27 protein-coding genes are annotated in these 26,554 nt (G+C 38.9%); 18 read left to right on the top strand and 9 right to left on the bottom strand.

The window, feature by feature from the left end:
- Positions 1 to 49 precede the first annotated feature (49 nt).
- On the top strand, positions 50 to 958 hold the full coding sequence (locus PAUR_RS21150) for a DMT family transporter (RefSeq protein WP_192509700.1): 909 nt from the start codon (positions 50 to 52) through the stop codon (positions 956 to 958).
- A 385-nt stretch (positions 959 to 1,343) separates the two neighbouring features.
- Positions 1,344 to 1,631: a hypothetical protein gene (locus PAUR_RS21145; RefSeq protein WP_192509699.1), complete on the top strand. Its 288-nt coding sequence runs from the start codon at positions 1,344 to 1,346 to the stop codon at positions 1,629 to 1,631.
- A 356-nt stretch (positions 1,632 to 1,987) separates the two neighbouring features.
- Here the strand turns inward: PAUR_RS21145 and PAUR_RS21140 are convergent, their stop codons facing one another.
- Positions 1,988 to 2,413: a hypothetical protein gene (locus tag PAUR_RS21140; RefSeq protein WP_192509698.1), complete on the bottom strand. Its 426-nt coding sequence runs from the start codon at positions 2,411 to 2,413 to the stop codon at positions 1,988 to 1,990.
- Positions 2,414 to 2,426: 13 nt separating this feature from the next.
- Positions 2,427 to 4,232, bottom strand: a complete 1,806-nt coding sequence (locus PAUR_RS21135; RefSeq protein ID WP_192509697.1) for a S8 family serine peptidase — start codon at positions 4,230 to 4,232, stop codon at positions 2,427 to 2,429.
- A gap of 265 nt (positions 4,233 to 4,497) precedes the next feature.
- Between PAUR_RS21135 and PAUR_RS21130 the strand changes: the two genes are divergently transcribed.
- The 3 genes from PAUR_RS21130 (at position 4,498) to PAUR_RS21120 (ending at position 6,742) form a co-directional block, all read left to right on the top strand.
- Positions 4,498 to 4,650 (top strand): DUF2986 domain-containing protein, encoded by a 153-nt coding sequence (locus PAUR_RS21130; RefSeq protein ID WP_192509696.1) that lies wholly within the window; start codon positions 4,498 to 4,500, stop codon positions 4,648 to 4,650.
- A gap of 289 nt (positions 4,651 to 4,939) precedes the next feature.
- On the top strand, positions 4,940 to 5,995 hold the full coding sequence (locus PAUR_RS21125; protein ID WP_192509695.1) for a hypothetical protein: 1,056 nt from the start codon (positions 4,940 to 4,942) through the stop codon (positions 5,993 to 5,995).
- Between the two features lie 63 nt (positions 5,996 to 6,058).
- Positions 6,059 to 6,742, top strand: coding sequence for a hypothetical protein (locus PAUR_RS21120; protein WP_192509694.1), 684 nt, complete (start codon positions 6,059 to 6,061; stop codon positions 6,740 to 6,742).
- A 58-nt stretch (positions 6,743 to 6,800) separates the two neighbouring features.
- On the opposite strand, the gene PAUR_RS21115 is transcribed toward PAUR_RS21120, so the two are convergent.
- The gene (locus PAUR_RS21115; protein WP_192509693.1) at positions 6,801 to 7,715 is read right to left on the bottom strand and encodes a hypothetical protein; all 915 of its coding nucleotides are present in this window, start codon (positions 7,713 to 7,715) and stop codon (positions 6,801 to 6,803) included.
- A 281-nt stretch (positions 7,716 to 7,996) separates the two neighbouring features.
- On the opposite strand from PAUR_RS21115, the gene PAUR_RS21110 reads away from it, so the two are divergent.
- Positions 7,997 to 8,896: a hypothetical protein gene (locus PAUR_RS21110; protein WP_192509692.1), complete on the top strand. Its 900-nt coding sequence runs from the start codon at positions 7,997 to 7,999 to the stop codon at positions 8,894 to 8,896.
- Between the two features lie 20 nt (positions 8,897 to 8,916).
- Here PAUR_RS21110 and PAUR_RS21105 read toward each other — a convergent pair whose 3' ends face one another.
- The 4 genes from PAUR_RS21105 to PAUR_RS21090 are packed head-to-tail and all read right to left on the bottom strand — an operon-like array spanning position 8,917 to position 10,552.
- Positions 8,917 to 9,369 (bottom strand): DUF3106 domain-containing protein, encoded by a 453-nt coding sequence (locus PAUR_RS21105; RefSeq protein WP_192509691.1) that lies wholly within the window; start codon positions 9,367 to 9,369, stop codon positions 8,917 to 8,919.
- Positions 9,366 to 9,662 (bottom strand): hypothetical protein, encoded by a 297-nt coding sequence (locus tag PAUR_RS21100; protein WP_192509690.1) that lies wholly within the window; start codon positions 9,660 to 9,662, stop codon positions 9,366 to 9,368. Before PAUR_RS21100 ends, PAUR_RS21105 begins: the two co-directional genes overlap by 4 nt.
- On the bottom strand, positions 9,652 to 10,017 hold the full coding sequence (locus PAUR_RS21095; protein ID WP_192509689.1) for a hypothetical protein: 366 nt from the start codon (positions 10,015 to 10,017) through the stop codon (positions 9,652 to 9,654). Before PAUR_RS21095 ends, PAUR_RS21100 begins: the two co-directional genes overlap by 11 nt.
- Entirely contained in the window at positions 10,010 to 10,552 is a 543-nt protein-coding gene (locus PAUR_RS21090) for an RNA polymerase sigma factor (RefSeq protein WP_318782643.1), read from the bottom strand. Before PAUR_RS21090 ends, PAUR_RS21095 begins: the two co-directional genes overlap by 8 nt.
- Before the next feature lie 303 nt (positions 10,553 to 10,855).
- On the opposite strand from PAUR_RS21090, the gene PAUR_RS21085 reads away from it, so the two are divergent.
- Both PAUR_RS21085 and PAUR_RS21080 read left to right on the top strand, forming a co-directional pair.
- On the top strand, positions 10,856 to 11,473 hold the full coding sequence (locus PAUR_RS21085; protein WP_192509688.1) for an EF-hand domain-containing protein: 618 nt from the start codon (positions 10,856 to 10,858) through the stop codon (positions 11,471 to 11,473).
- 304 nt (positions 11,474 to 11,777) lie between these two features.
- Positions 11,778 to 12,218, top strand: a complete 441-nt coding sequence (locus PAUR_RS21080; RefSeq protein WP_192509687.1) for a hypothetical protein — start codon at positions 11,778 to 11,780, stop codon at positions 12,216 to 12,218.
- Positions 12,219 to 12,267: 49 nt separating this feature from the next.
- Here PAUR_RS21080 and PAUR_RS21075 read toward each other — a convergent pair whose 3' ends face one another.
- The gene (locus tag PAUR_RS21075) at positions 12,268 to 12,837 is read right to left on the bottom strand and encodes a DUF4879 domain-containing protein (RefSeq protein WP_225738536.1); all 570 of its coding nucleotides are present in this window, start codon (positions 12,835 to 12,837) and stop codon (positions 12,268 to 12,270) included.
- Positions 12,838 to 14,295: 1,458 nt separating this feature from the next.
- On the opposite strand from PAUR_RS21075, the gene PAUR_RS21070 reads away from it, so the two are divergent.
- The 8 genes from PAUR_RS21070 (at position 14,296) to PAUR_RS21035 (ending at position 22,029) form a co-directional block, all read left to right on the top strand.
- Positions 14,296 to 15,996 carry an alkaline phosphatase D family protein gene (locus PAUR_RS21070; protein WP_192509686.1) on the top strand — a complete coding sequence of 567 codons (1,701 nt, stop codon included), beginning with the start codon at positions 14,296 to 14,298 and terminating at the stop codon, positions 15,994 to 15,996.
- A gap of 671 nt (positions 15,997 to 16,667) precedes the next feature.
- Positions 16,668 to 17,453, top strand: a complete 786-nt coding sequence (locus PAUR_RS21065) for a DUF3450 family protein (RefSeq protein WP_192509685.1) — start codon at positions 16,668 to 16,670, stop codon at positions 17,451 to 17,453.
- Complete coding sequence (locus PAUR_RS21060; RefSeq protein WP_192509684.1) at positions 17,453 to 18,751, top strand: MotA/TolQ/ExbB proton channel family protein; 1,299 nt, start codon at positions 17,453 to 17,455, stop codon at positions 18,749 to 18,751. Before PAUR_RS21065 ends, PAUR_RS21060 begins: the two co-directional genes overlap by 1 nt.
- Positions 18,741 to 19,133 (top strand): MotA/TolQ/ExbB proton channel family protein, encoded by a 393-nt coding sequence (locus PAUR_RS21055; protein ID WP_192509683.1) that lies wholly within the window; start codon positions 18,741 to 18,743, stop codon positions 19,131 to 19,133. The genes PAUR_RS21060 and PAUR_RS21055 overlap by 11 nt, the downstream gene beginning before the upstream one ends.
- Positions 19,130 to 19,540, top strand: coding sequence for an ExbD/TolR family protein (locus PAUR_RS21050; protein ID WP_192509682.1), 411 nt, complete (start codon positions 19,130 to 19,132; stop codon positions 19,538 to 19,540). Before PAUR_RS21055 ends, PAUR_RS21050 begins: the two co-directional genes overlap by 4 nt.
- Before the next feature lie 6 nt (positions 19,541 to 19,546).
- On the top strand, positions 19,547 to 20,203 hold the full coding sequence (locus PAUR_RS21045) for a hypothetical protein (RefSeq protein WP_192509681.1): 657 nt from the start codon (positions 19,547 to 19,549) through the stop codon (positions 20,201 to 20,203).
- A 4-nt stretch (positions 20,204 to 20,207) separates the two neighbouring features.
- Entirely contained in the window at positions 20,208 to 21,572 is a 1,365-nt protein-coding gene (locus PAUR_RS21040; RefSeq protein WP_192509680.1) for a tetratricopeptide repeat protein, read from the top strand.
- Positions 21,573 to 21,582: 10 nt separating this feature from the next.
- A complete protein-coding gene (locus PAUR_RS21035; protein WP_192509679.1) occupies positions 21,583 to 22,029 on the top strand; it encodes a DUF2799 domain-containing protein in 447 nt (148 codons plus the stop codon).
- Positions 22,030 to 22,326: 297 nt separating this feature from the next.
- Here the strand turns inward: PAUR_RS21035 and PAUR_RS21030 are convergent, their stop codons facing one another.
- A complete protein-coding gene (locus tag PAUR_RS21030) occupies positions 22,327 to 22,923 on the bottom strand; it encodes an acyl carrier protein phosphodiesterase (protein ID WP_192509678.1) in 597 nt (198 codons plus the stop codon).
- A 269-nt stretch (positions 22,924 to 23,192) separates the two neighbouring features.
- Between PAUR_RS21030 and PAUR_RS21025 the strand changes: the two genes are divergently transcribed.
- Positions 23,193 to 24,218, top strand: coding sequence for a cytochrome-c peroxidase (locus PAUR_RS21025; protein WP_192509677.1), 1,026 nt, complete (start codon positions 23,193 to 23,195; stop codon positions 24,216 to 24,218).
- Positions 24,205 to 26,487: an ATP-binding protein gene (locus PAUR_RS21020; RefSeq protein WP_192509676.1), complete on the top strand. Its 2,283-nt coding sequence runs from the start codon at positions 24,205 to 24,207 to the stop codon at positions 26,485 to 26,487. The genes PAUR_RS21025 and PAUR_RS21020 overlap by 14 nt, the downstream gene beginning before the upstream one ends.
- The last annotated feature ends 67 nt before the right edge of the window (positions 26,488 to 26,554 follow it).

The raw sequence follows: 26,554 nt of genomic DNA, 5'->3' as shown, positions 1-26,554 counted from the left end.
TGCCCATTTAAAGTTACGATAAGTTAATTATTTAAGCCAGTTGTTTCATATGCTCATTAAATTTATACCCGTTTTGTTTGTTGTACTGTGGGCTTCTGGCTTTATTGGGGCTCGGTTTGGTCTCGCTTATGCAGAACCAGCAACCTTATTGTCAATTCGCATGATCATCAATATTATCTTCTTCATTGCCTTGGTCGCACTATTAAAAAGGCACATTCCTAAAGGACGTGCATTCCTACACAGCTGTGTTGTTGGCTTACTGATCCATGGCATGTACTTAGGAGGTTCTTTCCAAGCAATTTCACTTGGTATGCCTGCGGGACTCAATGCACTTTTAGTCGGTATTCAACCTATTCTCACCGTTATCATTTTATTAGTGCTATCACATAAGCATTTTTCTGTTGTTCAATGGACTGGATTATTACTGGGTTTTATCGGGATCACTTTAGTATTACAAGGCAACATTCAATGGCAAGATGCTGCACAGAGTCAATTTGCTATCGGTATGAGTCTATTAGCATTAACCGGAATCACTTTGGGTACTATGTACCAAAAGCGATTTTGTAAAAATGTCGATTTGGTTGGCGCCACATTGGTTCAATACATAGCTGCAAGCTGCTTATTTATTCCATGGGCGGTGCAATTTGAGACAATGCAAGTGCAGTGGACCATCGAATTTATAGCAACACTTGCTTGGTTAGTCTTGGTGCTATCGGTCGCGGCAATATTACTGCTGTTGTATATGGTTAAGCAGGGAGAGTCTGAAAGTGTCGCATCAGTGTTTTACTTGGTCCCGCCAGTTACGGCACTACAAGCTTGGTTAGCATTTGGTGAAACATTCGACATTTATGGTATCGCAGGCTTTATTTGTGCAGCCTTTGCAGTCTATTTTGTCGTTAAGGACCCAAAAATGTCAACAACTTCGAAAAATAGCAAAATACTCGTTGATAATGATTAGCCTTGCTATGTTACTAAAGTAAATGCCTGAAATGTCTAGTGTATTTTCTATTTCCCATTAGCTTAGCTAACCTCAGCTCTGGGTAAGCGAATTTGCCTAATAAAGCTATTTTTCTCACTCTCGGCGTTGCTTTCATTTGTAATAGCCCGCTATTACTGCATAAAAGCGCCTTAATATTGAACAAAATATCATCATTGGATTGTACGTAAGTTTGTTTACAACAATATTTCCTATTCCAAAACCCTTATCTAAACCTGAGGTTAGCTAGTAACTTCTTCTTGCTATTCGTAAATGACTCACGTTAAATGATGACTCTATTTTACTGAGTGCTGTTACTTTAGGGTCATGATATTATCAGCACAAATCTCACTTTCGGATACCCGCTATGAATTTAGATAAATCAACAAAACGTATCGCTAAAAGAGTTAAAAATGGATTTCAAGGCTATCCACAAATCTCACTCGCTTATTATGGCGCATCGAGTGACTGCGCAAACGAAGTCATTGTCGAGTTTATTGCAGAAGAAGGGGCGCAGCCACAAGCGCAAAAATTTTCCAGTAAAACAGATGCAAGGAAAGATGAAACGATTCAAACAACCCTTTTAAAAGTCATTGAACGGGCTGACGCAAAAACGGTGTTAGAAACAGCAGGGGTAGTAATTAAAACATGTTGATCTAATCGGCTGAGTATTAAGGTACTCAGTTATTTTTGTTTCGCGGGTCTAACCTGAGTTTTATTTAATTGCCAGTTAGCGTTAACACTCACGGCTTATATCGTCACATCCTATTACTACCTAGCCGCCCTTATCTACGTACATCTTATCTAAGTGCATGATACCAAGGTAACATTACTCCGTCTGTTAAGTTATCACTGTGGTTGCGTTGTGATCAGCGAACACGCTTTAATAACATACTTTTTAAGTTAGAACGAACGCGAATGAAGAAAAGCGAAGAAGGTAACACGATTAAGCGAGTGCTTGCGTACAATTAAGAAGGCTCAAAAGCCAAGCTTCTGAGCCTTCTTAATGAATTAATTAACCTTAGTACTTAAGTCAATTAAGCCTAAGTCAGCAGATATAACAGTACCTTGCTTACGTAATGTATTCACAACTGCCGTTAGGTTAGACTCTGATGACGTGACAACATAAAATGTTTTGTAGGCTTGTTTCAATGTTAGCCCGTGTGCTGCTGCAACTTTATCTGCATCAGCAAATGATGCCAACTCGATAATGACTTCACCAGTTGCCTCATATGCACTCAGACCATTTTCACCAATGATAACCTGACCTTTCTCAACACTTTGCTTGCCATTAACTGTGCCAAATTGACCGCCTTGTGCCAATAAAACACTGACATCTTGAAGTTGGTGTTGTGCAAGCTCGTCATTTGTCACATCAGTGTTTGCGATTGCCACTGAAGATGCTGTCAAAGCAGCCATTACTAATAGTTGTTTCATATGCATCGACCCCTTAGTGACCATAAATTCTTAAAGACCAATCTTTTAATACGCCATCAACACTGTTATTTGCATTATTTGTCCCAAATAAGCCAATGCTTTGATTATAAATTAGCGTGTTACTTGTGCCTTTATCTGTATCTATTACTTTAATTGTCCAATTACCTTGCGACTGCTCACCGTAAAAATGGTGGCTTAGCATAATTGCGTCTGTAAACCCGCCATCTGTGCCATTTAAGAAACCGGTACGAGCACTTAGGACCACACTGCGAGTACCCGATGGTGACGTTAACTCTATCGCAATATCGCGTAAACGTTCGTGGTCAATGTTCAGTTTCAATTGTACCGCTTCAACCGTTAGATTTTCTTCAACAACGGTTGTGCTCTGTGCGCCTGCCAAACTTGCATCAGGAATAGTCACGTTCGCTTCTTGTCGCTGCCAATCAAGTGTTTGCAACTTAGGTAAAGACACACCTGTAAATAACGCTTTATAAACAGCATCATCGACATTGACTGCACCTAAGCCATAGAAGTTATGAAAGTGATACCCTGCCGCATTTGTTTGCCACGCAGGAATCGCATCATAGCTCACTTGCTCGCCTGTTGCGGATTCAAAATTAATGGTCACACCATTGTGTGTTGGGTCAGTTTTACGTGCTGTAGAAGCGAGTAAATGGCGAACCGTACGAGAATCTAGCGCAGGGTTAGCCGACATGACCGTTGCAACCGCGCCAGAGGTATTTGGTGCTGCTGATGATGTACCGTTCATAGTACCGCGATAGTCACAATTTGGATCAAGCTCTGAACCACCATGTAGGACATTTTTGTGTGCACCAGCTACGTTACCACCTTTGTCACAACCGGTTAAATCCACCGTCACCATCGCGGGCTTATCTTGACCATATTCACCACCTGGTGCTGACAAGAAAACATTCGCACCGGCCGATGAATATGACGATAACTTACCATCTGCATTTAATGCTGACACCACAAGGTTCCAATTGGTCGTATTACCTAAAGTAATATTGGCGTCATGAAATGGTAACCCTTGGTTATTGAAAAACTGGTTATTTTCATATGGTAATACTAAGAATCGGGTACCTTGAATGTAGGTCGAATAACTTCTGAATGAGTTACCCGCTGATTTTACATAAACAGCACCACGTCCCCAATGGCTATCCAACGTAATATCTTGCATTACTTGCTCTTCTAACGCAAAACGCGGATTGTTTTCTAACTTGCCATTGACCGGTGCTGACGGTGTGCTGCCGTAGCTTTGGTTAAATACACGTGGATCTGTAAAGCGATCTAATGCACGGAAATCTTCATTTAGTCCATGAGATATCATCCAAGATTGGATAGACTGCTCATCTAAAAAGTTAAATCCGACTAAATTTGCATAGGGTGAAACACCTCGTCCACCCAAACCATTACCTTCTTCCGCTGCAATTAAACCCGCAACAGCAGTACCATGACCATGGGTATCGGTTGGTGAATCAGTACCATCAATTAAGTTTTTAGAACCGGCTACAACATTGTTTACGAGATCTGGGTGAGAAATTTCAACACCAGTATCAATCACTGAGACTGTAATACCTCGACCTTTAATGCCCATTCGGTCAGAAAAGTCGACATTTAAATCTTCACCAACTTGGCCTGCTGATAATGAAAAACCAGTTTGACCTGTATTTTGTAGATGCCACTGTTGGTAAGTCAGCGGATCTTTTTTTATGAGTTCTTGTGTTGGTGCTGTATTCGCGTTTGCCGCACACGTTGCAGAAAGCACGGCTGCAGCAATGATATTTTTTTTATGATTCATTATTTCCCCTAGAATTAAGCCCCGAAAGGGGAACTAAACATAACACTGAGGTCACAATTCAGCAACAGGAAAAGACATCGCTGTCATGTTAATATTTGCAATTATTCGAATTTACAGCAACTTATAGTAAAAAATAAATAACAAAAAACACAAAATAAAAACATAAAAACATAAAAAAGGAACTAACAGTGAGAATTTTTATCGTATTATTTCCATTGTGAATGCATTCGCAATACAATGGCGGGCTGTTATTGAGGAGCCACCAATGAACCGTAAAAAAAAGATATACGAAAAACTAAAGAAAAAAGACAAGCGCGCCAATGCAAAACTACATAAAAGCAATAAACCGCGTTATATTTCGAAAGCTGAAAGAGAAGCGCAACACGAAGTAGTCAATGAATCAGAATCTCCAGAGTAACAACAGCTGCTCTGCAGAAAACGCCCTCTTATCCTTTCCCTACTATTTATTTGTAATGCACTGTAATTACATTATTTGCTTATTATTACTACACTCGTTGTTAATTGGTCATCATTGAACTTTGAGCAAGTACTTGCCCGCTCAAAGCGATTACCGTCGTCTTAGATAATCATGATTGTGTAACAACAATTAATGAGCCGAAATTGCATGGCATGTGCCAATGCAACTAGGTGGTATTTTGTCTCATGTTCAACTATATATCCGTAGACTTTAATAATAAGGAAGTATCATGGCAACAAACACTCAAACAGTCCCTCTAAAGCAAGCAGTCAAAAACCCTAACAATGTTGAAGCAAAGAAATATTATGTTTTCAACGAAACTGGGAATATCATGATGTCTAGTACCATAGACGCTAGCACCCCTTTATCTGAGTCCGTTCAAAAGGTGTTTGCCGAAGTATCTGTATTTTTTGCAGGCATGTCACGCGCAATAACAACCACAAAAAACCCAGCAACTAAAAAGCCATATTCTCTATATAACTACGAAGCCCTACAAAATATCATTAGTGGCTCAGGGCTCTTTGTTCATGTTACTGAAGAGGATGTAAAATACGAAACAAAAAGTTTCGGTGCTGATTTTAGTAAGGAGCTAATCGAATCACTATTAGGTTTAGCAACTGGCGCCGGCGAAATGAGCTTTGCCTCAGCCATGGTCTCTTCAATTGGTAAAGAGGGCCTAAATATATCGGGTTCTAAAAGCCACTCAAGCAGTAAAGTAGGTAACATCGTTTTTGTGTGTGAATACTTACTAGGTATGCCTATAGTGAGTGCCATTGTCGTCTATGCAGATTGCGAGCAAAATAAGCAGCAACTTAAATTAGGTCCTTGTTTTAGTGAGTCTTCAATCTCAACAACGTGGACACTACATAAAGATACTTATATGTTTGTTACCCCATCGTTCATTAAATCATATGCAGGGGACTTAGATGCCATCAACTCTGATCCTGACTACTTAGAGTTAATCAACTGGTTAAGTGGCTTGCTGACACAAACACCGACAATAAATGACATCGTTGATGCTAAAACATTCTCGATCATTGAATCTGGTTCAGCACTTTCTACGGGTACAACCTACCAAATCCAAGGTCAGTTTTTACCAGTAGAGGCTGGGAAGTTAAGATTTGCAGACGGTGACGGTGTGATCGCTGCTGCTAATTGGGGTACTGATTCAATTAACTTTACTGTGTCAGGTACACAAGCAACGGTTTCTACTATAGAAGTACTTGATAAGTCGGGTAATGTCGTTGCTCAAAGTGCTGAAACATTTAACATAGCAACTTCATAAAGTATACTTTTTGAGGCTTAGTCCACATATGGCTAAGCCTTCAATTGATGGAGCATATTATTTTTGAAATGGTTTAGCCTATTTAGCCGTAAAAGCCGTGAAACATCAGCCAATACCCAGCTTTGCACCACACTGCCCCGTTATACTTACTTTAATGCAACTGGCCATATTTTGTTTTCCACACATCATGATCCAAGAAAACCATTACCGAGTACCGTACAGTTGCAATTTTTTAAAGCAGTCAGTTTATTCTCGGCAATGATGAAAACACTTTCGACAACACCTAACCCTGCAACAGGAAAGCCATACTCCGCATTTAATTATCACGCATTATCAACGTTAATTAATAAAACGGGTTACTTTGTGCAAACATCAAATATTGAGTTGACAATAAACCACCAAGATTTACGTCAAAATAACCACCCGAAATTATTTGAAACACTATTAGGCATTAATGTCTCAGGTCAAGAACTCGCCTTCGCCCCCGCCATTATTCATAGTATAGAAAAAGAAACACTACGAATGAGTAAAGCGGAGCAAAAAAAAGACTTTAAATCAGCATACTTGGTGTTTGTTTGCGAATGTATTGGTGGCATGCCACTCATTTCAATACAACTTTTTTCTTTTGATAGTATTAAACAAAGCGACGTATTGAAGCAAAAAACATGCTCAACCAAAACGTCAAAAGATCTCGCTTGGACCTTAAACAAAGAAAGCTATTTGTACTTACCTGATCAAGTAATGTGAGCATAACATCATGTAATATTACATGATGTTATGCTGTGCAACAGAGCTTAAGCAAACATTATGGGTTAGCTGAATTTCTTAATTCTTCAAGCATTCTCTCATCGCCTATAATGCTTTCTAACAACTGTTTCAATTTCGCATCAGGCGCATTATCATAAAGTGCTAAAATATCTTCCGCAACTTTCTTACTGTATTCAGGCTGCTTGCTTTGCGCTTTATAATACTGAGCCACAAGCCCTTCCGCTGCCATACTTCTGATATAGTCATTTTGTTCTTTTTCTAACATAGTGACAAAACTATCCGACACCCTTGGATCAGCAACAGGTGTATGTGCGACTACCTCAAGTGCTTGAATTTTAACTTTATCATCACTGCTGTTTTTACTAATTTTCAAAATAGCATCAACAGCTTCATAATCATATTCTGGCATTTCCGTCTTATTAAGCATAAACATTGTCATCTGTAACTGGCTCATAGCTGCAAGTCTATCCATAACCGGTAAGTTCTCATCGATGATCTGTCGTTTGAGATCCTTACCAACTTGTCGCGCATACTCTGGATCTGTTTTAATTCTGATTTCATAATCTTCTGGTAAATCTTCGTAGAACCCATACATCGGGTTTTGCTCACGAAGTTTTTCACGTTCTTTTTGCTCTTTATTTTCCAATACTTCTAATACCGCGTCAGCAAAGTTCCCAGATACACCTGCGACAGTGCCTGTCTCTTTTTGACTATACTGAATATTATTTATGCGCTCTTCCAAATCTAAAATATAACGACGTAATTCCAATATTTCCGTATCAACATCATCATTGTCAGACCGTGTCCCCCATTGCTGAGTGTTCTCATGATCGGACGCTGCATTTACAACGCTAACCTCCGAGCTTCCTTGTTTAAAAAACGTACCATACACAACAACAGCCAACGCAGAAGCCGACAGAACCAGTGACAAATTAATTTTATTGGAAGACATAAAAAGCTCATTAAATATAAAAACTGAAAGTTATACAAAGAACAGGGACTGGTCACGCATAAAACTGTAAAAAGTTGTATGACTCAACACCAAACAATGATTTTACGGCGAATAACCAAAAAACAATGCTAAGACATACGTCATTCCTTGTACTAATAGCCAACACACTAGCATTTAACACGCCAAACATGCGAACATTAAGCGATATATATAACAAAAACTTCAGCATTTTTTCAAACTCCGCTAATATTCATTACTCAATAAGAAAATACAGAACGCAAATGCCAATAATTAAAGTATGGATTTATCTCACGGTCACCATTTTTTTATTTAATATACAACAAGTACTTGCAAGTGATATTTATCTTAGCGCTTCACAAGTAAAACACACGATACCATTTCGCCAACAACATGTTGATTTTGACCCTATTGGGGTGAATGCACTTGCCTCATTTGACGTCACAGCAAAACATACCATCTCGTTCAATTACGGTTTATGGACACAAGATACCCAAATCACTGAATCTCTCCAGGCAGATATTGAGGTTGATACATATGGCATTGCCCTTACTTACTATTTCGATGATGCCTGGTATGGGTCTGTTTTTTACGATCACTGGCAAGATAATATTCAGATACAGAATACGGCGCGCAAGTTCAACGCTTTGGAACAAAAAAACCGCGCTTATAGTTACACAGGTACCCTTGGCTGGGGTACAGAAATGGGATCTTTTTATTACAATGTATCCACAACAATACAAAGCAATAAATGGGAAAGTGATGAATCTATAACTCTTCCCAAAACTCGAAGCGCACGTACCGTTCAAGAAATTGACACAACGTTCGCCTCTATCGCGCTTGATGCTTCTCGCTATGCTACATTGGGTCAACATAACGCACTTATTTATGGTGTTCAGGTCAGTTGGCACCAACTAGTAAAAGACAACAGTATAACCGCGCTAAACACCAACCCTATACGTCAGGGCAATACACGTCGAACTAATTCAAGAACAAACATTGGCATTACTGATCACCTGAGTACTGATAGCTACGGACAAGCACGTTTTTACACTATGTTGCTGCTGGGTGAATTTTGGACAATAGATGTGTCATTCAGCCAAGATTTTTCAAGTGACTCCTCTGGCAATGATTTGTCTATGGGCCTTGGCTATCAGTTTTAGTGTCATTGCCTGTTGGTATCTCAGCCCCCGCCTTTTCTTATACGTTTTCGCTGTACTGCTCTTTGCTTTCTCTGCTTCGTTTGTCGAAACTTATCTCGAAGTGCACGCTGCTGTGCTTTTGGCAACTGATTAAACTTTTTATGCACATCGCGCAGCTTTTTTTGTTGCGTGGCTGGCAACTTTTTGAATTTATCATATTGAATCTGCAGTTTTTGTTGTTGCTCTTTAGGCAAGCTTCGCCACTGTTCAAATTGTTTAGTACTACTTGTGCGTTGCTGTTCATTCATGCTTAACCAACGGTCAGCACCTCTCATAAGCTGCTGCTGTTTGCCAGTATCCAGCTCAGCCCATTGCTCCTTAACATTAACCAACACTTGCTTGTGCGCTTTACTCAAAGTCTCCCAGCTTTGCTGTGCATCCACATTCATACAGGTAAAACAAACAGCTAAAAAGACCAAAAAAATGATTCTCATTTTACCTCCTCCTTTACTTTCAATGGCTGTTTATTCTCTACTTCAACGCGTTTCTCTGTATTTTCAAGCGTATCGGCTTCCTGCACTTTTGTCATATCTAAAGGCCCAACGATATCACCATTAACTAGTGTTAAATCAGATAAATATAGTAAAAATTCTACCGAAATAGCGCCTTTAGATACGGCGCCAGTATCTTGCTTTTTCAATGCAGTTACCTTGTGCTCATTAGTTTCATTCGCACTCAATAAGCTGGAAGCGCTTAACATCACCACCCATGCTATTTTATAGCTCATAGTCACTATTTGCTAACCATTGCACAAATTCGATATCTTCTAACATGGCAATATCCTCCGATGGCAGCATATCATTTGCGTGTAACATTGCTGTTGGGATACTTGTGACTCCCATCGGCGACTCTACTAACAAATTAGATAAAAATCCCCCTCCAATCATCAGTACAATCGCAAATGCCGAAGCATACTTTAATTGAACCTTCATTGGCTGGTGCTTTACATTAGTGCTTGCTTCGATGGCTTTTAGTCGCATATTTGCAAGCTGAGATGCTGTCAAGCCGTCAGTATCATTTAGTTTCTGATCCAACACATTGCATATCTGTTGTTCATGCTGTGCTAATGGTCTATCACTCATTTCCTACCTCAATGCCTACTTTCAGTTTTGCACTCGCTCTAGAGAAGTGGGTCTTAATTGTTCCTTGCGAACACTTCATTATCTGAGCCGTCTCTTTTACCGATAACCCTTCCCAAGCGCGCAATAAAAAGCACTGCTGCTGCTTCACTGGTAACTCATTTAACATTGCCAGCACATATTCACTCTGTTGTTTCTGTTGCGCACTTTGCTCAGGGCAATCGGCAAGTGAAGCCAGCCAAGGTTCCGGCGTCCCGTCTTCTTCACGCCAAAAAGTCATAATTCGACGCACCTTTTGCTTCCTATGCCAATCCATAATTAAATTTTGTACTATGCGGTAAAACAGCGGTTTCCACTGCTCTTGTGGTTTACAGTGATAATTAGTAGCAAACTTTAACATCGCATCTTGCACAATATCTAGCGCTTCAGCATGATTTGCCAAAGAGATAAGCGCCATGTTATACGCTTTTTTCTCAACCACCATTAGAAAGCTATTTAACGACATCTGGCCGGGTGTTTCACCCATATTTGCAATCACTATTATTTCCTTTAGCCACCGCTAACTCTGTTGCTTTATGAATATTGCCACCTACACATTACTGGTCCTCATTCTATTAAACGTATCAGAAATATGATGGTTGACAAACTGAGTCACATTTTTTGCACATTTACCCTTCATTTTAGATTTAACCAACACGAGACAATTGGTAGATGCGTTCCGAAAAATAAAATTGCTTTTATTTCATACAGTTAAAAATAAACAGTTTTTTTACGGTAACTTTGTCAACCATTCACTGGCTTAACCGTTGTAACCTTTGAATCTACTAAAAAGAGAATGACTATGAAACTTTCAATCATCAATATCGCATTAATCGGCACTGCATTAACCGCGCTTACGCTCAGTAACCCTGTAGACGCACGTAAAGGTGGTAAAAGTAAAAAGAAAACCCCTGAAATTATGTTTGCACGCATCGATGTAGACGAAAGTACCACCATTACTTTGGATGAGCTACTTGCAAACATTGATAGTCGCGCACAGAAAAAACTTGATAAAGCAGATACCGATACGAGCTCTGAAATTGAGTTAAGCGAATTTTTAGCTAAAAAACGCAACCAAACAGATTTATCAACTTATGCTGCTGCGATTGTACAATGTGTTCAGGACGCTAAAGATGCCAGTGGAGACAACAATATAACGGTACCGGATGTCGATAAATTCGCATCACCTGAAGACAAGTTTTCAGCATTAGATACTGATGTAAACGGTGGTCTAAGCTTATCAGAAATTACATCAGCAATGACAACACATAGAACCGATACTTTCACTGCAATGGACTCTGACACTAGTAACGATGTCACTTTAGATGAGTTTACAGTCTATTTTGAAGGAAAAAAAGCCACGCGAATGGCAGTAAAAACATGTATCAATGAACTTGTTGACGACTCAGATCCAGTCTAGTTAAATTAGATCGAACTACGCAGATAGTGTTCGACTAATTTAAGTGTTTACATGGACAAGTATCGATAGCAAAGCTGTCGGTACTTTTTCCCTCCTCATCAACAACCCCCAACAGACTCAAAGCTTAATAATAACTCCCTTCCAAAGTTGCGATATCAAGATATCTTGTCTGGCATACTCATCAAACAGCACTCAATGCTTCAATTATATACCCACTTGTTAAAATTATGTAATAATGGCACCCAAATTGCTTATATTATCACTTGATAATGTCTTGAAAACACTAGCACGGAAGGAGTTACCAATGATTGTCAATCAAACTAGTTATGTAAACCACTCATATACAACACAATCTCAGAAGCCAATTGCAGCAAGTAGTAGTCAAACAACGACATCGGCTGGTAAATCGGATCAAGTTTCAATTAGTGATGCTGGTAGACAAGCACAAGGAAAGTGGCAAGAAATTGCCAATAAGTATGATGTGCACAGTATTACAGCTAAAGATATGCGCTCACTCTCCAAAGACCTATATGACGGGGGCTTTATTGGCACAGGTCAAATGATAGCAATAGGCGCGCCAACATCTATGAACGAAGACCCTAACCAAAAGCATGACTTACTTAATGATATGCGAGAAACATTTAAAATATCTACGGCAATGGGCGGTCATACCGAGCAGTCAAAGCAAATATATTTAGACTCAATAGCAGTACTAGAACGCTTAGTACAGAGCAAAAATCAATAAACTAACAAGCATAATGCGCACATCACATTATGCTTTAGCTTCTACATCATTAATTAATGTAAAGCGAATCACTCCAGTTACCAAAAGGTGACGCGACTGAATTTGACGATACTTTAACCTGTCCATTTTGTTGACCTGAAAAATCCCAGCCATATAGCCAACCAGTCACTGTCTCTCCCGCTCTACAACGGTGTAAATCGCTACCACATCGTGCTTCACTCAATGCTGCAGATTTTGATTGGCCATTCATCGTTGCGTTGTTAGGGTTACCGTAACCTACCTGCCATGCGTATACATATAAATAACTTCCACCATGATCTGTTCCTGTCGAAAAGGCACTTTTGGTAATAGTTTGATCGCCACCATTTGCTGAACGTACCAAACCTATCTCAAAATAAGAAATACCTCTTGCAGGTCCAAACGGTGTAATCTCAGACTCAGCTGACATATCTTCATATTGCTTTGAAAATGGTGCATTCAACGCGATATTTGATTGTGCCTTCTCAAGTCCATAGTAATTGTTCTCGTCTTTCATTACGCCCTGCTCAATGTCTGCCGCAACCGAAACGCCTGACAAAAAACCTGATGCAATTACAAGTGCAGATAATAATTTATTCATATAAATATCCTTTTTTAAATTTTAAATACTTCCCATTTGACAGCTTATATCACTGCTTCGGGGAATTATTTATTACATACTTTCTCAGGAAATGATACTAAACAAAACAACTAACAATCATGAATTAATTAATGAAAAATAATTATTAAATTAACTCTAAACCCATTATTTAAAGTTAAACGACCGCATAAATAAGCACTTTATCATCAACAATTATCTTTGTATAAAAATCAATAATATAAAGTCAAAATGTACACTTTATCATTTCCTAAGCTTATGACTTTAGTCCATACATAGGTCAAAAACACCGTCTTCATATCGCTCTTCTGACATCCCCCCTTGCTAAGTTTCAATAACCTAACTTATCCAAACTGGCATTTAAAGCTCTATAACATGAGCCTACTAAAACAGAAAAAGGTGCAGCAACTGCATTATAAATAACAGGTGTCACGCATTAAATTATACTTTTAATTGGAATAGAAATAGTCAGAATTAATAACTTCGATTTAGTGACGCTCGCCAGCGTCACACGTTACCGAAAATAAAGATAAATTAACTAGGGGCAGTTGATCTTTCAGGTTCATTTTTGCAGCAGTTTGATTGGATTTTATATAAGGCAGAGGCTGCGTAGCATGGTTATTCCATGTGAATCAGCCGATAACATAGTAGAAAAGCCAATCAAGCGCTACCTACAGGTTCTTTTGAGCACCCCTTTCTCTTTGTTGCTTAATATTCGCTTAGATTACTAGGCCAGATATTAAGTGCCGCGATAAAAGCGCGCTCAAAGAGAACAAAAATAGAACAACAAAGATCAAAAGCCCCTAAAAACCTCCCTTAAAAATATTGCTTTGTTACAAGGTATATGTGCAATCTAGGTAAAATTACTACCCTATATGAAATTTTCAACCATGCACCATTGAAGCAATTCTCGAAAGCACCGCTCACAACCTCCTACAAGGACATTAATGTAACAAAACTATCACTAAGATTGGAGAACACAATGGGCTATATACAGGTCCCTAGTGACACCTTCCCCTTATTGATGGGTATCACCATCAAGCCTTAATTCAAATATAAAACCCGCTGTGATTAATTACACTGCTCATCACCAGTTATATTTTTCAACGAAAGTCAAAGCTTGCATCTCAGACTTCAATATAATACTCATACACTTACAACTCCATTGAAAATTTCCGCATATATAAATACAAAAAGCATGTGATGAAACACTCAGCGCCCTATCATTATATAGGCTAATATTTGGGCTGATTTATACACCTCAAGCACAGCAGTAAATCACCTTAAAACAACATAGAACAGATATAGCAATCAATACTTCTCTTTAGCTAATTTGATGGTAATTCTAAATTCCTCAAAATATTCATATTGAAAAAAATTTGAAAAAAAACTTTCATCTATTCTCTTTATGATGATGCGCTTTAAGTTTGAGACTCTAATATGAAAATAATCAATTATTGGTTTATTGGCCTGCTATCAACAACAGTGCACGCTGAACCTGAAGTTCATTACAACGAGTGTAAACCAAGTTTTAATTATCTCGGCGCTGACTATCAAGGCACAACAAACAAAAATAACACCGGCAGCCAATGGTGCTACTTGAAAAAGCCTATCGATGGCGCTAGTTGGGGGAATGTCCGCGTCGAAACCATTCCCAAGTTTACTACTATATCAGGAACATCATGCAGATCACCATCGTCTTATATGGGAGAGCAGTTTTATGGATGTTCATCTCGTAACCATACAACACCTTGGTGCTACACTGATGAAAAAAACTGGGAAGAGTGTGAACGCACGCCACCGGCACAATTACTCTCTCATACCCACCCACAGCAAAGTAAACGGTTAGATCGTATTGCTTTGGGCTCGTGTTTCAAAACACAAGGCGATATGCCTGACGCCCTTGCTCGCCTAATAGGCCACAAACCCGATCTGTATTTATGGCTGGGAGATAATATTTACGCGGATACGACTGATATGAGTAAAATGCGTCAGAAGTATGATGATAAAAAACTTAATTCAGATTACCAACAATTTTTAGCTGCGAAAATTCCAACCATGGCCACATGGGATGACCATGATTTTGGCCTAAATAATGAAGGAAAGCACTACCCAAAAAGAGCGCAGTCTCAAGCCGCTTACTTACGTCATTTCGATGTTCCAGCAGACGATCCCCGCCATACAACACAAGCCGGTATTTATGAAGCGAAAATGTTGGGACAACCAGGAGAACAAACACACGTTATCACATTAGATGCCCGATACTTCCGTTCACCAACATTTAGTAGTTACGGTGAATGTGAAGGCTCAAGTAGCACTATTTTAGGCATGGCGCAGTGGCAATGGTTGGAAAATGAATTAGCAAAACCATCGCAAATAAAGTTAATTGCCAGTGGCATTCAAGTGCTTCCTCCCTTGTATCAAGGCAGGCCCAAATCTAAATACTGTGCATATGCAGAAGGCACAACATTTGATAATGCGATTTCATCCCTCGGTGAAACCAATATGTCAGGAACAAGCTATGAATCTTGGGCTGAAATGCCTGCGCAAAGAGAGCGCCTACTACGTTTGGTGCAAAAATCAATAAATTCTGGTAAAACCAAGGCCGTCATCTTTTTATCTGGTGACCAACATTGGGGCGAATTACTTCAAAAAAATATACCAGCCAGTCATGAACATGGTAAAGCGACAACAGTTTACGAAATCACCGCATCAGGTTTTGGACAAAGTTGGCCGTATCACATTGAAAATCCATTGCGTCTTCCTATTTATGCCGACGCTAAAGGCGATAATAATTACACGCAGCAATGTCAGTTTCCAGCGAAACATGCAGGAAAAACATATCGAGGCTGTACTAGTGAAGGTCGCGAAAAGCCCTGGTGTTATACGCAACTGGATAACGATGGCAACGGCACCAATCAGCACTGGGGATTCTGCGCAACAACAGGCGACACTATTCCAACAGGCCGAGTCGGTACAGTGAGTCAAAATGTCAATCAAATGACAACCAGTGACCATCACTTAATCAATAAATCCGGTAGTAACTATGGAATGCTAGACATTGATTGGCAAAACAGAGAAATAAAACTCTCGATTCAAACAGCAACAGAAGAAGCCGTTTCCACAATAGTACGTTTCTAATACACAAATAAGTGAGGTTTTGTACCTCACTTATTATAGAAGTGGAATATCCAATTGGATTTCATAAAACCTGTAGATGAGATTTCACAATAGAAATACCTCGATACAGATATTTTCACCGCAGATTCAAGTCTGAAGTGCACCACGTTTAAAAATCAGAGCTAACTGTTTTTTATTATCGGCCTATCAACAAATGAAAAACATTAAATTAGAGTCGAAACTCAACTTTAATTTATACAAATAATCAACAAGGTGATTTTCATATTTACGCTTTTCCATTATACGTTATTGGCATAAAACTCTAATCAGATGGTCACTGTAACCCAGTGGTAACCATCCATATCGACGGTAATAAATAGTGTACTCCACCCATATTGAAGAAATTAATTACCCCTTTTACACACGTGTAATCTCTGGATATTATTGAAAGATATGTTTGCCGTCTATGTAAGGAAAAAAGCTTAGAGTCTAAAAAAACCAAACAATTTAATATTAACCACATTTTCATTTAAAAGGTAAGTAGTAAAGTGATTGTTCTGATAAAAGTCGCTTATTGATTATACTATGGTACTAAAAATGGTTATTGACTTCTTATAAAGCACCATTTAATAATACTGATTATTAAAACGATTATGTGTCGAACCGCGCTTAGAATAATAATAAGGAACACCATGTTTAGGATTGCACTCTTAATGACAGCGATGTCATCATACAGTTTCGCTTACGAAAAAAGTGATACTCAAGAAGTATTACAGCAATGGTTGAACCTAGAGCAACAAATTGGCAGTATTCAAAGCAACTGGAAAATACGAAAAGTCACTTTGGAACAACAACTTTCTTTACTTAACAAAGAGCAAGAAGCGCTTGAAAAGCTTATTGAATTTTCAAAAAACAATAGTACCAAAGTGAGCGAACGGCGTATTGAACTTGTTGAGGAACAAACCAAGTTAGAGCAACATCAAGCTAAATCAACAATAAATATTCAGGCTATTATTTCACACCTCAATCGCACAAAGCCAACACTACCAGCCCCCGTACAGACTCTATGGGCTGCTGAATTACCCACTTTAGAAGCTAACAAAGACAACTCAAATCGTTTAGAGAGTATAACTAAGCTCCTCAAACAAGCTGATGATTTCAACAATCGAGTCGCATTGCACACAGGGCTATTAAATATCCCCACAAGTGGGGGAACACAGCAAATATTAGTAGATCAAATTTACTTAGGCCTTAGTCACGGCTGGTACATTTCTGCTGATAAGCAATTTTATGGTTATGGCCAAAGTAATAAGAATGGTTGGCGGTGGTGGCACAATAATGAAGCCCAAGAATTACTTACCTCCCCCATTTCAGCGGACCAAATAGCCCAAGTTGCCACGATTATTCGTACGCCAACCCAAGCAAAATATGTGCAATTGCCTCTGGCATTACTTAACAACGATCAGGGGAGTTTATAATGATAAAGCACCTTGTCATGTTAATGCTTTTTAGCAGCGCCAACTGTTTTGCCAGTGACACTCTGTCAGATGAGATTTTGAAACGTATCGATACTGCACAATCACAACTTCATAAAGTACAACAAGATATTAATAATGAGCATCATATATTAGCAAAACAGATTAAAGAAAAATTAAGTAAAATTAAAGCACTACGTCAAAAAGCAGCGAACATTCAACGCGCAGAGGATGAACAGCTACTTAGCTTAGAAACATTAAAGTCACGCGTTCAAGCATGGCAAGCGCAACAAAATTATCAGCAGCAACTTGTGCAAAGCTTTGCAAGTCAAACCCAGTCCCCCCTTGCTGATAGCAACAACATAATACAGTTTGAACAAGTAAAAGCGTTTCTAGAAAAAAAGCTATCTCCTTCATGGAAAACAAAGCAAATCATTGACAATAGTAGCCAGTTACAACAGTTCGAAACCTTGGCCCTTGGCCCTATTTCTGTTGCTGTAAATGAAAGTAGTGCAGGGTTCATAAATGACGATAATGCGCTATTGCGCATTTCGACAAATACACTGAATGATAACGGTACTTTATTTAGCAGTTTATCTCAGTTACGCGCTCAAGGTCAGACAGAACTCCACTTTGACCCCACACTAGGTAATGCAGATAAATTAAATCAACAGCAGCTTTCAATATCAGCCTATATTAAAAAAGGGGGTATTTGGGCATATCCTATACTTTTATTTGCTTTTTTCGCATTGATGACTGCACTTTTTAAAGCACAACAATTCTTACGTTTACCCAAGTTGGCAAACGAAATGGTTGATAAGATAGAAACCTATATACATCAACAAGATTCAACAAGGCTACAAACATACATTACCACATTAGCACCAATTCAAAAGTCACTCGTTGAAATAGCACAATCTACGCCCATATCCCAAAAGCGCGATGACTCACTAATAGCGCAATTAAAAGATCAAAAATATCGCAATGAGAAGTACTTAGGTATTATTACGACGTGTGCAGCTGTTGCGCCACTGCTAGGGTTACTTGGCACTGTATCTGGTATGATACACACTTTCATGATGATGAATGTGTTTGGTTCAGGTGATGCCTCGGTTGTATCTGGAGGCATCTCACAAGCACTTATCACTACTGAAATAGGTCTCATCGTTGCTATTCCTGCACTCATAGCCAGTGCGTTACTGAATAAGAAGTCTAAAAGTTTTGACATACGCTTGGAAGCAATTGCAACCAAATTAAGTAAAGTTGAGTTTAACTCTAATGAGCTTAAAAATGAGCAGTAATTATATTGACATACTCACTAACCCTATCATTTTAGCGCTGCTTGGTGTTGCTGTGGTGTCATACTGTTTATTGATTGAACTACTATTAGTACGTCACCCTAGCACGCTGTGGTTGGCCAGAGTGAGTTATTGGAGTAAACCGATATCAACACTCATCGCAGCACTCCCCTTACTTGGATTATTGGGTACAATCAATGGACTACTCACTACGTTTAATTATATTTCTGCTAATCATGGTCTTAGCCAAAATGAAATTATGTCTGGAGGCATATCAGACGCACTATTAACCACTCAATTAGGGCTAATACTAGCCGTTCCCGCTGTAGTGTTACGACAATACCTCTCATCTCAATATAAAAAGTCAATCATGGTGCTAAAATGAAATCTTCATTAGACGCTCGAACAACTGAACAAGAAAGCCAAGATATCGATCTTGCACCTTTACTCGACGTGGTATTTATACTCCTGATATTCTTCATTGTTACAACTGTATTTGTTAAAGAGACAGGTGTAGAGGTCGACAAGCCAACCGCAGTTTCTAGCCAGAACTTACAAAAGACCGTATTGCTTCTTGCTATCACCTCTGATGGACAGGTGATGTACAGTGGCACAAATATAGGGGTTGCAGGAATAAGGTCAACGCTTGGGCACATCAACGATAAAGATCCTCGCCCGCTTATAATTCAAGCTGATAAAACGGTGACCACTGAATTGCTTGTCAGCGTGATAGATCAAGCAAAACTAGCTGGTATCAATAATATTAACCTCGCTACCGTTGCAGGGGAATAAATCAGCATGAAACGCTATAAACTGCCTTTAATACGTATGTTCATCGGAGCCTGCGCTTTGCTCTGTGTCGCGACATTATTTATTATCATGTTACTGATCAAAGGCGTTGCAACGGCCCCAAAAGAGACCGTAATTCATACTAAAATCGATGTTGCAACATTGCCGCCGCCACCGCCACCGCCGCCAATACTAGAAACACAGCAATCAAGCAGTAGCACCGCAGCTTTAAACGTTGTTGGACTCACAGGCAATGTAGCTATGCAATATAGCGACACACCAACCATGGCTATGCCTAAGGTCAGTGATTTAAAGCGACCTGAGCTCGACTTAAAAGAGTTTAAAATCATCGATACATTTTCGTCCAGTATTCCGATGCTCCAAGTTGAACATTTAGACCGGGTTCCTATTGTCGTCCGTCAACAATATATTAAACCGCCAAAATCCATCCGAAAGTACGGTAATAAAAGAATTGAAACAAAAGTAGAGTTAATCATCGATCAAACCGGTAAACCCTATATAAAAAAAATCGTCGATGCTGTTTACCCCGAAATGGTCGATACAATTAGAGAGTGGGTAAGGCACGCGCGTTTTGAGATCCCAAAGAAAGAAGGTCGGCCCGTTCAAGCCGTATATTTCTATGGTATTAACTTTAATTACGGATAATCATATGAAACACATAATAACGATAATACTTGCGCTTACTTTCTCTCTATTTCATGAACCTGTGTTCGCAACTAAAACCCAACTCACCGTGGAATTAGATCCTGTGCGCTTCGTCATACCTGCATTTAATGAGGTATATTCAGAACGCGAATCCACGCTTGCACCTGAGGAATACGAGCTTGCTGAAGAATTAAAAGCCTTGCTGGCAAACAAAGATTTTCAAGCTGTCTCAAACAAACTAGATACATATTATGATATTGAGCTTAGCCCCGCCTTGTTGGCACTCAAAGCGCAAGTATACTTTACCATTAAAGCATACGATAAAGCAGAAGCCACTTATCTAAGTGTGTTAAAGAGAAAACCTCAATTTGTTCGTGTGCATGAAGATTTAGGGCAATTGTATCTCATTACTCAACAACTTAATAAAGCACAAAAACATTTTTCAACAGCCCTATCTTTAGGCTCTTCAAGTGCTTTGATCCACGGTCAATTAGGGTATTTAAATTTGCAGCTTGACGGGGCTTTCTCTGCTATTTACGCTTATCAAAAAGCGCTTACATTAGAGCCGAAAAACCCTGATTGGCAACAAGGTCTGTTAACCGCATTATTAGAATCAAAAATGTTCCCGAGTGCGCATGCATTGCTTAATGAGCTGATCAAAAAACACCCGAAACAACAATCATTTTGGCTGACAAAGGCGGCAATAGAACTAGAGACTAAAGACTTTGATAGTGCACTAACTTCTCTTGAATATAGCCTGCTATTAGGTGATGTATCGCAACAGAATTTACAAACAGCCGTCCAACTGCACCTTCGTACTCAGAGTTTTCAAAGAGCAATTACGTTAATTGATAAAAACATCAAAGAAAATGACGTGCCGATTGATGTGATCAAAGAATATTTATATTGGTTAAACCGAGCTAAGCTCTTTTCTGAAAGCGAACGTATTCTTAGTCGATACCTTATCAAAACCAACACTTCTGATGTCGACAAAAGTGTATTATCATTATATCGAGCGGCTATTTATGCACAAAAAAATCAGGTTGATAAAGCCATAAAATATTTCAATGATGCTTTGGATTTTGATAACAACAATGCCTCAGCGCTCATTCAATACGCTCATTTCTTAATGACAATAAAACAATTTGTCGATGCTGAATCTCTTTATTTAAGAGCACAAGCGTTTGAATCCACAAACTTAGCTGCAATGCTCGGCAGAGCACAAATATATATCAATACCAACGACATTAAATCCGCTCATCTGTTACTCATAGACGTCAGTCAAAAATATCCTGATACACCAGGGATCAAAGCCCAAATTGAAATCATTGAAAGCCTCGTAAGAGCTAATAACAAAACCCAACTCTAAGGAAGAAAAAATGCGATACCCAATAATTTTATTAACCTTATTCTTAAGTGCCTGCAGTAGCACTGAAACCTTTATCACAGCAGAACAATGTGGCACCCAAAACTGGAAGAAATTAGGTTATTCTTCAGCCATGAAAGGCGAAAGTATCAGGATCTTTGACCAAGTTAAAAAAATATGTAACTCACAACAAGCAGCTCTTGCACAACCTATTTTCGTTGATGGCTATAGCGATGGTCTTATTGAGTACTGTACCTTTGATAATGGATTTAAAATCGGTGAAAGCGGTCTGACATCAGACTCAATTTGCCCTTTAGAATTACGAAAAGAATTTCTCGCTGGATATCGTCAAGCCAAACTGATTAGAGATCAAACACTCGCTGAAATGGAAAGAGAAAAACGTATGCGTGAGTCAATGCCGAATTCAGCAAATACACCACGCAGTGGGAATGGCAATTAACTTGGCAAAAATAAAGCATATTTAAAACTTGCGACGTTAGAGGCTGTTGATCTTTCAGGTTCTTTTTTGCAGCAGTTGGATTTTATACAAGACAGAGGCTGCGTAGCATGGTTATTACATGTGAGACAGCCTATAACATAGTAGAAAAGCCAATCAAGCGCTGCCTACTGGTTCTTTTGAGCACCCCTCTCTCTTTGTTGCTTAATATTCGCTTAGATTACTAGGCCACATATTAAGCGCCTCGATAAAAGCATGCTCAAAGAGAACAAAAATAGAACAGCAAAGATCAACAGCCCCCTAATACTGCGTTGGTCTTTCGATGCTCTTTTCTGTGACATAGCGAAGTAAATCTGGGAAAAAATGCAGGAAAACGTCATTAAAGTACTCATAATTCACAATAATATCTTCAATGCTCCCTTCAAACTGGTTAGAAAATCGGATCCGCAGCGCAATGCTATCCAACACGCCACTTAAGGAAGTGAGTTGCTCATATCGTGAAAACCAATCTTCTGCCACCATGCGTGTTATAACGTGAGACATATGATTTGGCATATTAGGCGTTGCTTCAATCAAGTAGGCATATCGAGAATGTTTAAATTCACTTAACGACACATCACTGTATGATGTCCAATGCTTTATCAAAAAGTGATCAAACAGTACATCTAAAACAACCCCTGAAAAACGTCGCCTCTTTGGTGTAAATCGTTGCTTTGCCGCTTTCACTGCAATATGGCTGTCAGTGAATGCATCAACCAACCGATGATTATCTAGCCCTAATTTGACTGGTTTTTCTATGCATTCAATATTTACGCCTTTACAAAAATCGCCAAGCAAGTTGCCAAAACAAGAATGCGCATTTTCTTGGGCAAAATAAAGATGAGCTAAATAATTCAAATGGCACCTAAGTGATGACGTACAACATTTTTTACCGTTAGTTTACCAACAAATGAGTACGATTGAATAATAAACATACGTGATTTTTCCATATAAAACAGATTCGGATCAAGCCTATTTTGTAAGCACTCAAACTCAATGCGCTCAGGTAGTGAACGTCCTAAACTATTTCGTTGCAAATAGCTAAATCTTACTTTTAATTCCCCTTTAAAATAAAAAGGTGACTACACTTAGTAGCAGAAGATCATGGGCAAAGGGTTTGCTGAAAAGTGAAAAATAATTATGCACAGCATATGGCTTATATGGCTATTGTCACTGTATTGATTATCGCGGGGTATGCGTGGTTAAAGTTAGCAAATGATTCTAAGGCAACATTAACGTCAACCTCTAATAAACCTCACTTTGAATTTATCACCGTTAACGGGCCTATTCAACCAATACCGACGAAAGCGAACTTTGATCAAGCCTGGGTACAGTTAGGCAAATCGCTGTTTAATAGTAAGTTATTATCTGACGACAACACTGTTTCTTGCGCATCATGCCACCTTGTTGATTATGGTGGTGACGACGGTTTCGCACTTTCAACTGGAGTTAACAATGCGCTTGGTGAACGTAATTCTCCTACGGTACTCAACGCGGTATTTAATTTTCGACAATTTTGGGATGGCAGAAGCACAGATCTATTTGAACAAGTTGCAGGGCCTATTCATAGCCCGGTTGAAATGAACAGCAACTGGCAACAAATAATCGGCAAACTCAATAATGAGCCAAAGATTAAACAAGCCTTTAAAGATCTTAATGAAAACGACATTACGCAGCACAACATAAGTAAAGCCATTACTATTTATCAATCAAGCTTGATTACACCCAACTCCGCATTCGACCGCTTCATTTTAGGTAACTTGAATGCATTAACGGCACAACAAAAGAGAGGTTGGAGTGCTTTTCAGGAATTGGGGTGCATAAGTTGTCATCAAGGCAGGAATATTGGTGGTAACATGTATCAAAAGCTAGGCCGTATTGACGAAATACATGGTGTATTAAAAAAAGATTTAGGCCGTTACAACGTAACCAAGAACCCCAATGATAAGCATGTTTTTAAAGTCCCAAGTTTACGCAACGTCGCTTTAACCGCTCCCTATTTTCATAATGGCTCGGTTGCAACATTAGATGAAGCGGTCACTATTATGGCTAAAATACAACTGGGAACTGAATTATCAGCCCAAACCCAACAAGATATCGTCTCACTATTACACGCTTTTAGCAGTGAAGGAGTTGGCCATGATACTCCGTGAATATGCGCTCGAAATTATCATTCTGATTTTCATCTTAGCAGTTTCTATTACCACAGTTGATAACCTTGCTTTACAAAAGCACAGCTATGCAGAGCGTGATATTTACGCCCAACTCGAACCCGCTCTTAATGAACTAATTATAGAAACTTTACTCGTTAATAACGACACGGTAACCTATTTTGACAAGCAAGCGACTCGACAGCTTACCGTCGATAAACTCATGTTATCTCCCATAATAGACACCGAAATTGTCAATAACTGGTACGGCTTAAGTCATACCATATCCCAGTACTTACAAATTGTAAGTGTCTTAAAAACATCTCGAAAAATCATCGCGCAGGCTCAACAAAATACGAACAAAAACAATGCGTCCAATATTTTATTTGGTAAAATTCTTTCATTTTATAATAAACCATCAATTACTAACCAACAATCAGTTGAACTGTATTTAAACAAACACACAAATACACTAGCCAGTGCGTACCCTAATCAACAGAAATGGCAACAACTCAACAAACATATACTGTTTTTAATTTCTAATCAGCATGTGGTTAATGATGCAATATTAAAGCTAACACAACAAACACTCATTCAAGCTATCGTAATAAAAAAAATTAGGATTAGCAAAACCCTAGAGAAGCGTAATAAACAGATCATTTATTTTATTCTTGTGGTAGCACTACTTTTCATCTTACTGCTCAGCGTTATTTTTAGAAAAATAAACAACTTGCTACGATATCGTTCGCACCAAGCAGAACAAGCATCAATCGCAAAAAGTCAATTCCTGTCTAATATGTCTCATGAAATTCGCACACCTATGAACGGTATTTTAGGGCTGAGTGAAATCTGCTTAAAAGAAACTGATGTAAGTAAAATTAAATCTCATTTAGGTATGCTCGATTACTCTACTAAAAACTTATTACGGATCATCAATGACATTTTAGATTATTCAAAAATAGAAGAAAATAAGCTTGATATTGAACTTCGTGATTTCCGCTTATCAAATGTGCTCAACCACTTAAAAAACCTATTACTTAAGTCAGCTACAGATAAAGGGCTGGATTTGATTTTTACAATCAATGATCATGGCTATGATCATTTTAATGGTGATGAAGGACGCATCAATCAGGTTTTATTGAATTTATTAAACAATGCCATTAAATTTACCCACACTGGCTTTGTGAAGTTAGATGTAAAAGTCACTATATCCAAAAAACGGCACGCGCATATTCTATTCAAAGTGATTGATACTGGGATCGGAATTACTCAAGCACAAAAAAGTACGCTTTTTAAACGCTTTACACAAGCACAAATGTCAACATCACGAAAATTTGGTGGCACGGGCCTTGGCCTTGCTATTTCCAAACAACTCGCCACTCTTATGGGTGGCAACATAAGAGTAAAAAGTAAGCATGGCAGCGGAACTGTTTTCCAATTTTCTTTACCTGTGACACTGCCAAATCCCATGCCCACTGAAGCATACTCACAGAAAAGCTGTGTGTTACTTTACCCCGATACTCCAACGGGTAAGTCCCTACAAAAACAACTCTTGTATTGGCGTTATGATGTGCATCTTGCGCAAGACATTGCGCACTTCAAAAAGCTGCTTAACGGGCTCAATCCTGCCATTGCATTTATTCAAGCCAAACTTCTCCAAGAAACGATAGAAATAACCCCCTCTGTAACAACATGCTTATATCAAATAACCGATAGCCGAACACATATTTTCGATAAAAGGTTCTCTGAGTTACACTTACCGCTATTACACAGTGAACTGAACCCATCCCGATTAAATAGACTTATTACCGAATCAAACTCTCAGAGCCATAATGATAAACCCGAGCATCAGGCTTCTGATAATCCTGAGGTAAGTCGTGCAAAGTTGAATTGCTACAAAGTTTTGCTAGTTGAAGATAACCCGATTAATCAGCTCGTTAGCAAACGTTTATTGGAACAAATGGGGTTAACACCTGAAATGGTAGCGGATGGTCAACAAGCCATAGATGCAGTATTATCACAACAGTTTGATTTGGTACTCATGGATATTCAAATGCCGGTCATGGATGGAATTGCTGCAACAAAAGAAATCAGACACCATTTCAATAGCAAAGAACTACCAATCATTGCACTCACAGCTAATGTTATGGAATCTGATATCAATACATACTTAAGTATCGGCATGAATGCCCATTTAGCCAAGCCCATAGACACACAAGCCTTGCAACAGCTTATTAGTCTTTACTTAACGAACAAAGATCTGAGTGCCTAATCTCAATGTTGAAACTCAGCTACTCACTCATATTTCGGAGTAAAAGCCACAAACACATCATTTTCCA

The sequence above is a fragment of the Pseudoalteromonas aurantia 208 genome (assembly GCF_014858725.1).
GTDB classification, from domain to species: Bacteria; Pseudomonadota; Gammaproteobacteria; order Enterobacterales; family Alteromonadaceae; genus Pseudoalteromonas; species Pseudoalteromonas aurantia.
This window is presented reverse-complemented; position numbering and strand designations above follow the sequence as displayed.

Bases quoted from the DNA above. Each gene is read 5' to 3' on its own strand.
- PAUR_RS21100 (WP_192509690.1), bottom strand. From the start codon at position 9,662: ATGAGCTATAAAATAGCATGGGTGGTGATGTTAAGCGCTTCCAGCTTA.
- PAUR_RS21105 (WP_192509691.1), bottom strand. From the start codon at position 9,369: ATGAGAATCATTTTTTTGGTCTTTTTAGCTGTTTGTTTTACCTGTATG.
- PAUR_RS21110 (WP_192509692.1), top strand. From the start codon at position 7,997: ATGCCAATAATTAAAGTATGGATTTATCTCACGGTCACCATTTTTTTA.
- PAUR_RS21045 (WP_192509681.1), top strand. From the start codon at position 19,547: ATGAAACGCTATAAACTGCCTTTAATACGTATGTTCATCGGAGCCTGC.
- PAUR_RS21150 (WP_192509700.1), top strand. From the start codon at position 50: ATGCTCATTAAATTTATACCCGTTTTGTTTGTTGTACTGTGGGCTTCT.
- PAUR_RS21095 (WP_192509689.1), bottom strand. From the start codon at position 10,017: ATGAGTGATAGACCATTAGCACAGCATGAACAACAGATATGCAATGTG.
- PAUR_RS21080 (WP_192509687.1), top strand. From the start codon at position 11,778: ATGATTGTCAATCAAACTAGTTATGTAAACCACTCATATACAACACAA.
- PAUR_RS21125 (WP_192509695.1), top strand. From the start codon at position 4,940: ATGGCAACAAACACTCAAACAGTCCCTCTAAAGCAAGCAGTCAAAAAC.
- PAUR_RS21050 (WP_192509682.1), top strand. From the start codon at position 19,130: ATGAAATCTTCATTAGACGCTCGAACAACTGAACAAGAAAGCCAAGAT.
- PAUR_RS21085 (WP_192509688.1), top strand. From the start codon at position 10,856: ATGAAACTTTCAATCATCAATATCGCATTAATCGGCACTGCATTAACC.
- PAUR_RS21140 (WP_192509698.1), bottom strand. From the start codon at position 2,413: ATGAAACAACTATTAGTAATGGCTGCTTTGACAGCATCTTCAGTGGCA.
- PAUR_RS21035 (WP_192509679.1), top strand. From the start codon at position 21,583: ATGCGATACCCAATAATTTTATTAACCTTATTCTTAAGTGCCTGCAGT.
- PAUR_RS21135 (WP_192509697.1), bottom strand. From the start codon at position 4,232: ATGAATCATAAAAAAAATATCATTGCTGCAGCCGTGCTTTCTGCAACG.
- PAUR_RS21040 (WP_192509680.1), top strand. From the start codon at position 20,208: ATGAAACACATAATAACGATAATACTTGCGCTTACTTTCTCTCTATTT.
- PAUR_RS21065 (WP_192509685.1), top strand. From the start codon at position 16,668: ATGTTTAGGATTGCACTCTTAATGACAGCGATGTCATCATACAGTTTC.
- PAUR_RS21115 (WP_192509693.1), bottom strand. From the start codon at position 7,715: ATGTCTTCCAATAAAATTAATTTGTCACTGGTTCTGTCGGCTTCTGCG.
- PAUR_RS21055 (WP_192509683.1), top strand. From the start codon at position 18,741: ATGAGCAGTAATTATATTGACATACTCACTAACCCTATCATTTTAGCG.
- PAUR_RS21060 (WP_192509684.1), top strand. From the start codon at position 17,453: ATGATAAAGCACCTTGTCATGTTAATGCTTTTTAGCAGCGCCAACTGT.
- PAUR_RS21130 (WP_192509696.1), top strand. From the start codon at position 4,498: ATGAACCGTAAAAAAAAGATATACGAAAAACTAAAGAAAAAAGACAAG.
- PAUR_RS21075 (WP_225738536.1), bottom strand. From the start codon at position 12,837: ATGAATAAATTATTATCTGCACTTGTAATTGCATCAGGTTTTTTGTCA.
- PAUR_RS21145 (WP_192509699.1), top strand. From the start codon at position 1,344: ATGAATTTAGATAAATCAACAAAACGTATCGCTAAAAGAGTTAAAAAT.
- PAUR_RS21020 (WP_192509676.1), top strand. From the start codon at position 24,205: ATGATACTCCGTGAATATGCGCTCGAAATTATCATTCTGATTTTCATC.
- PAUR_RS21070 (WP_192509686.1), top strand. From the start codon at position 14,296: ATGAAAATAATCAATTATTGGTTTATTGGCCTGCTATCAACAACAGTG.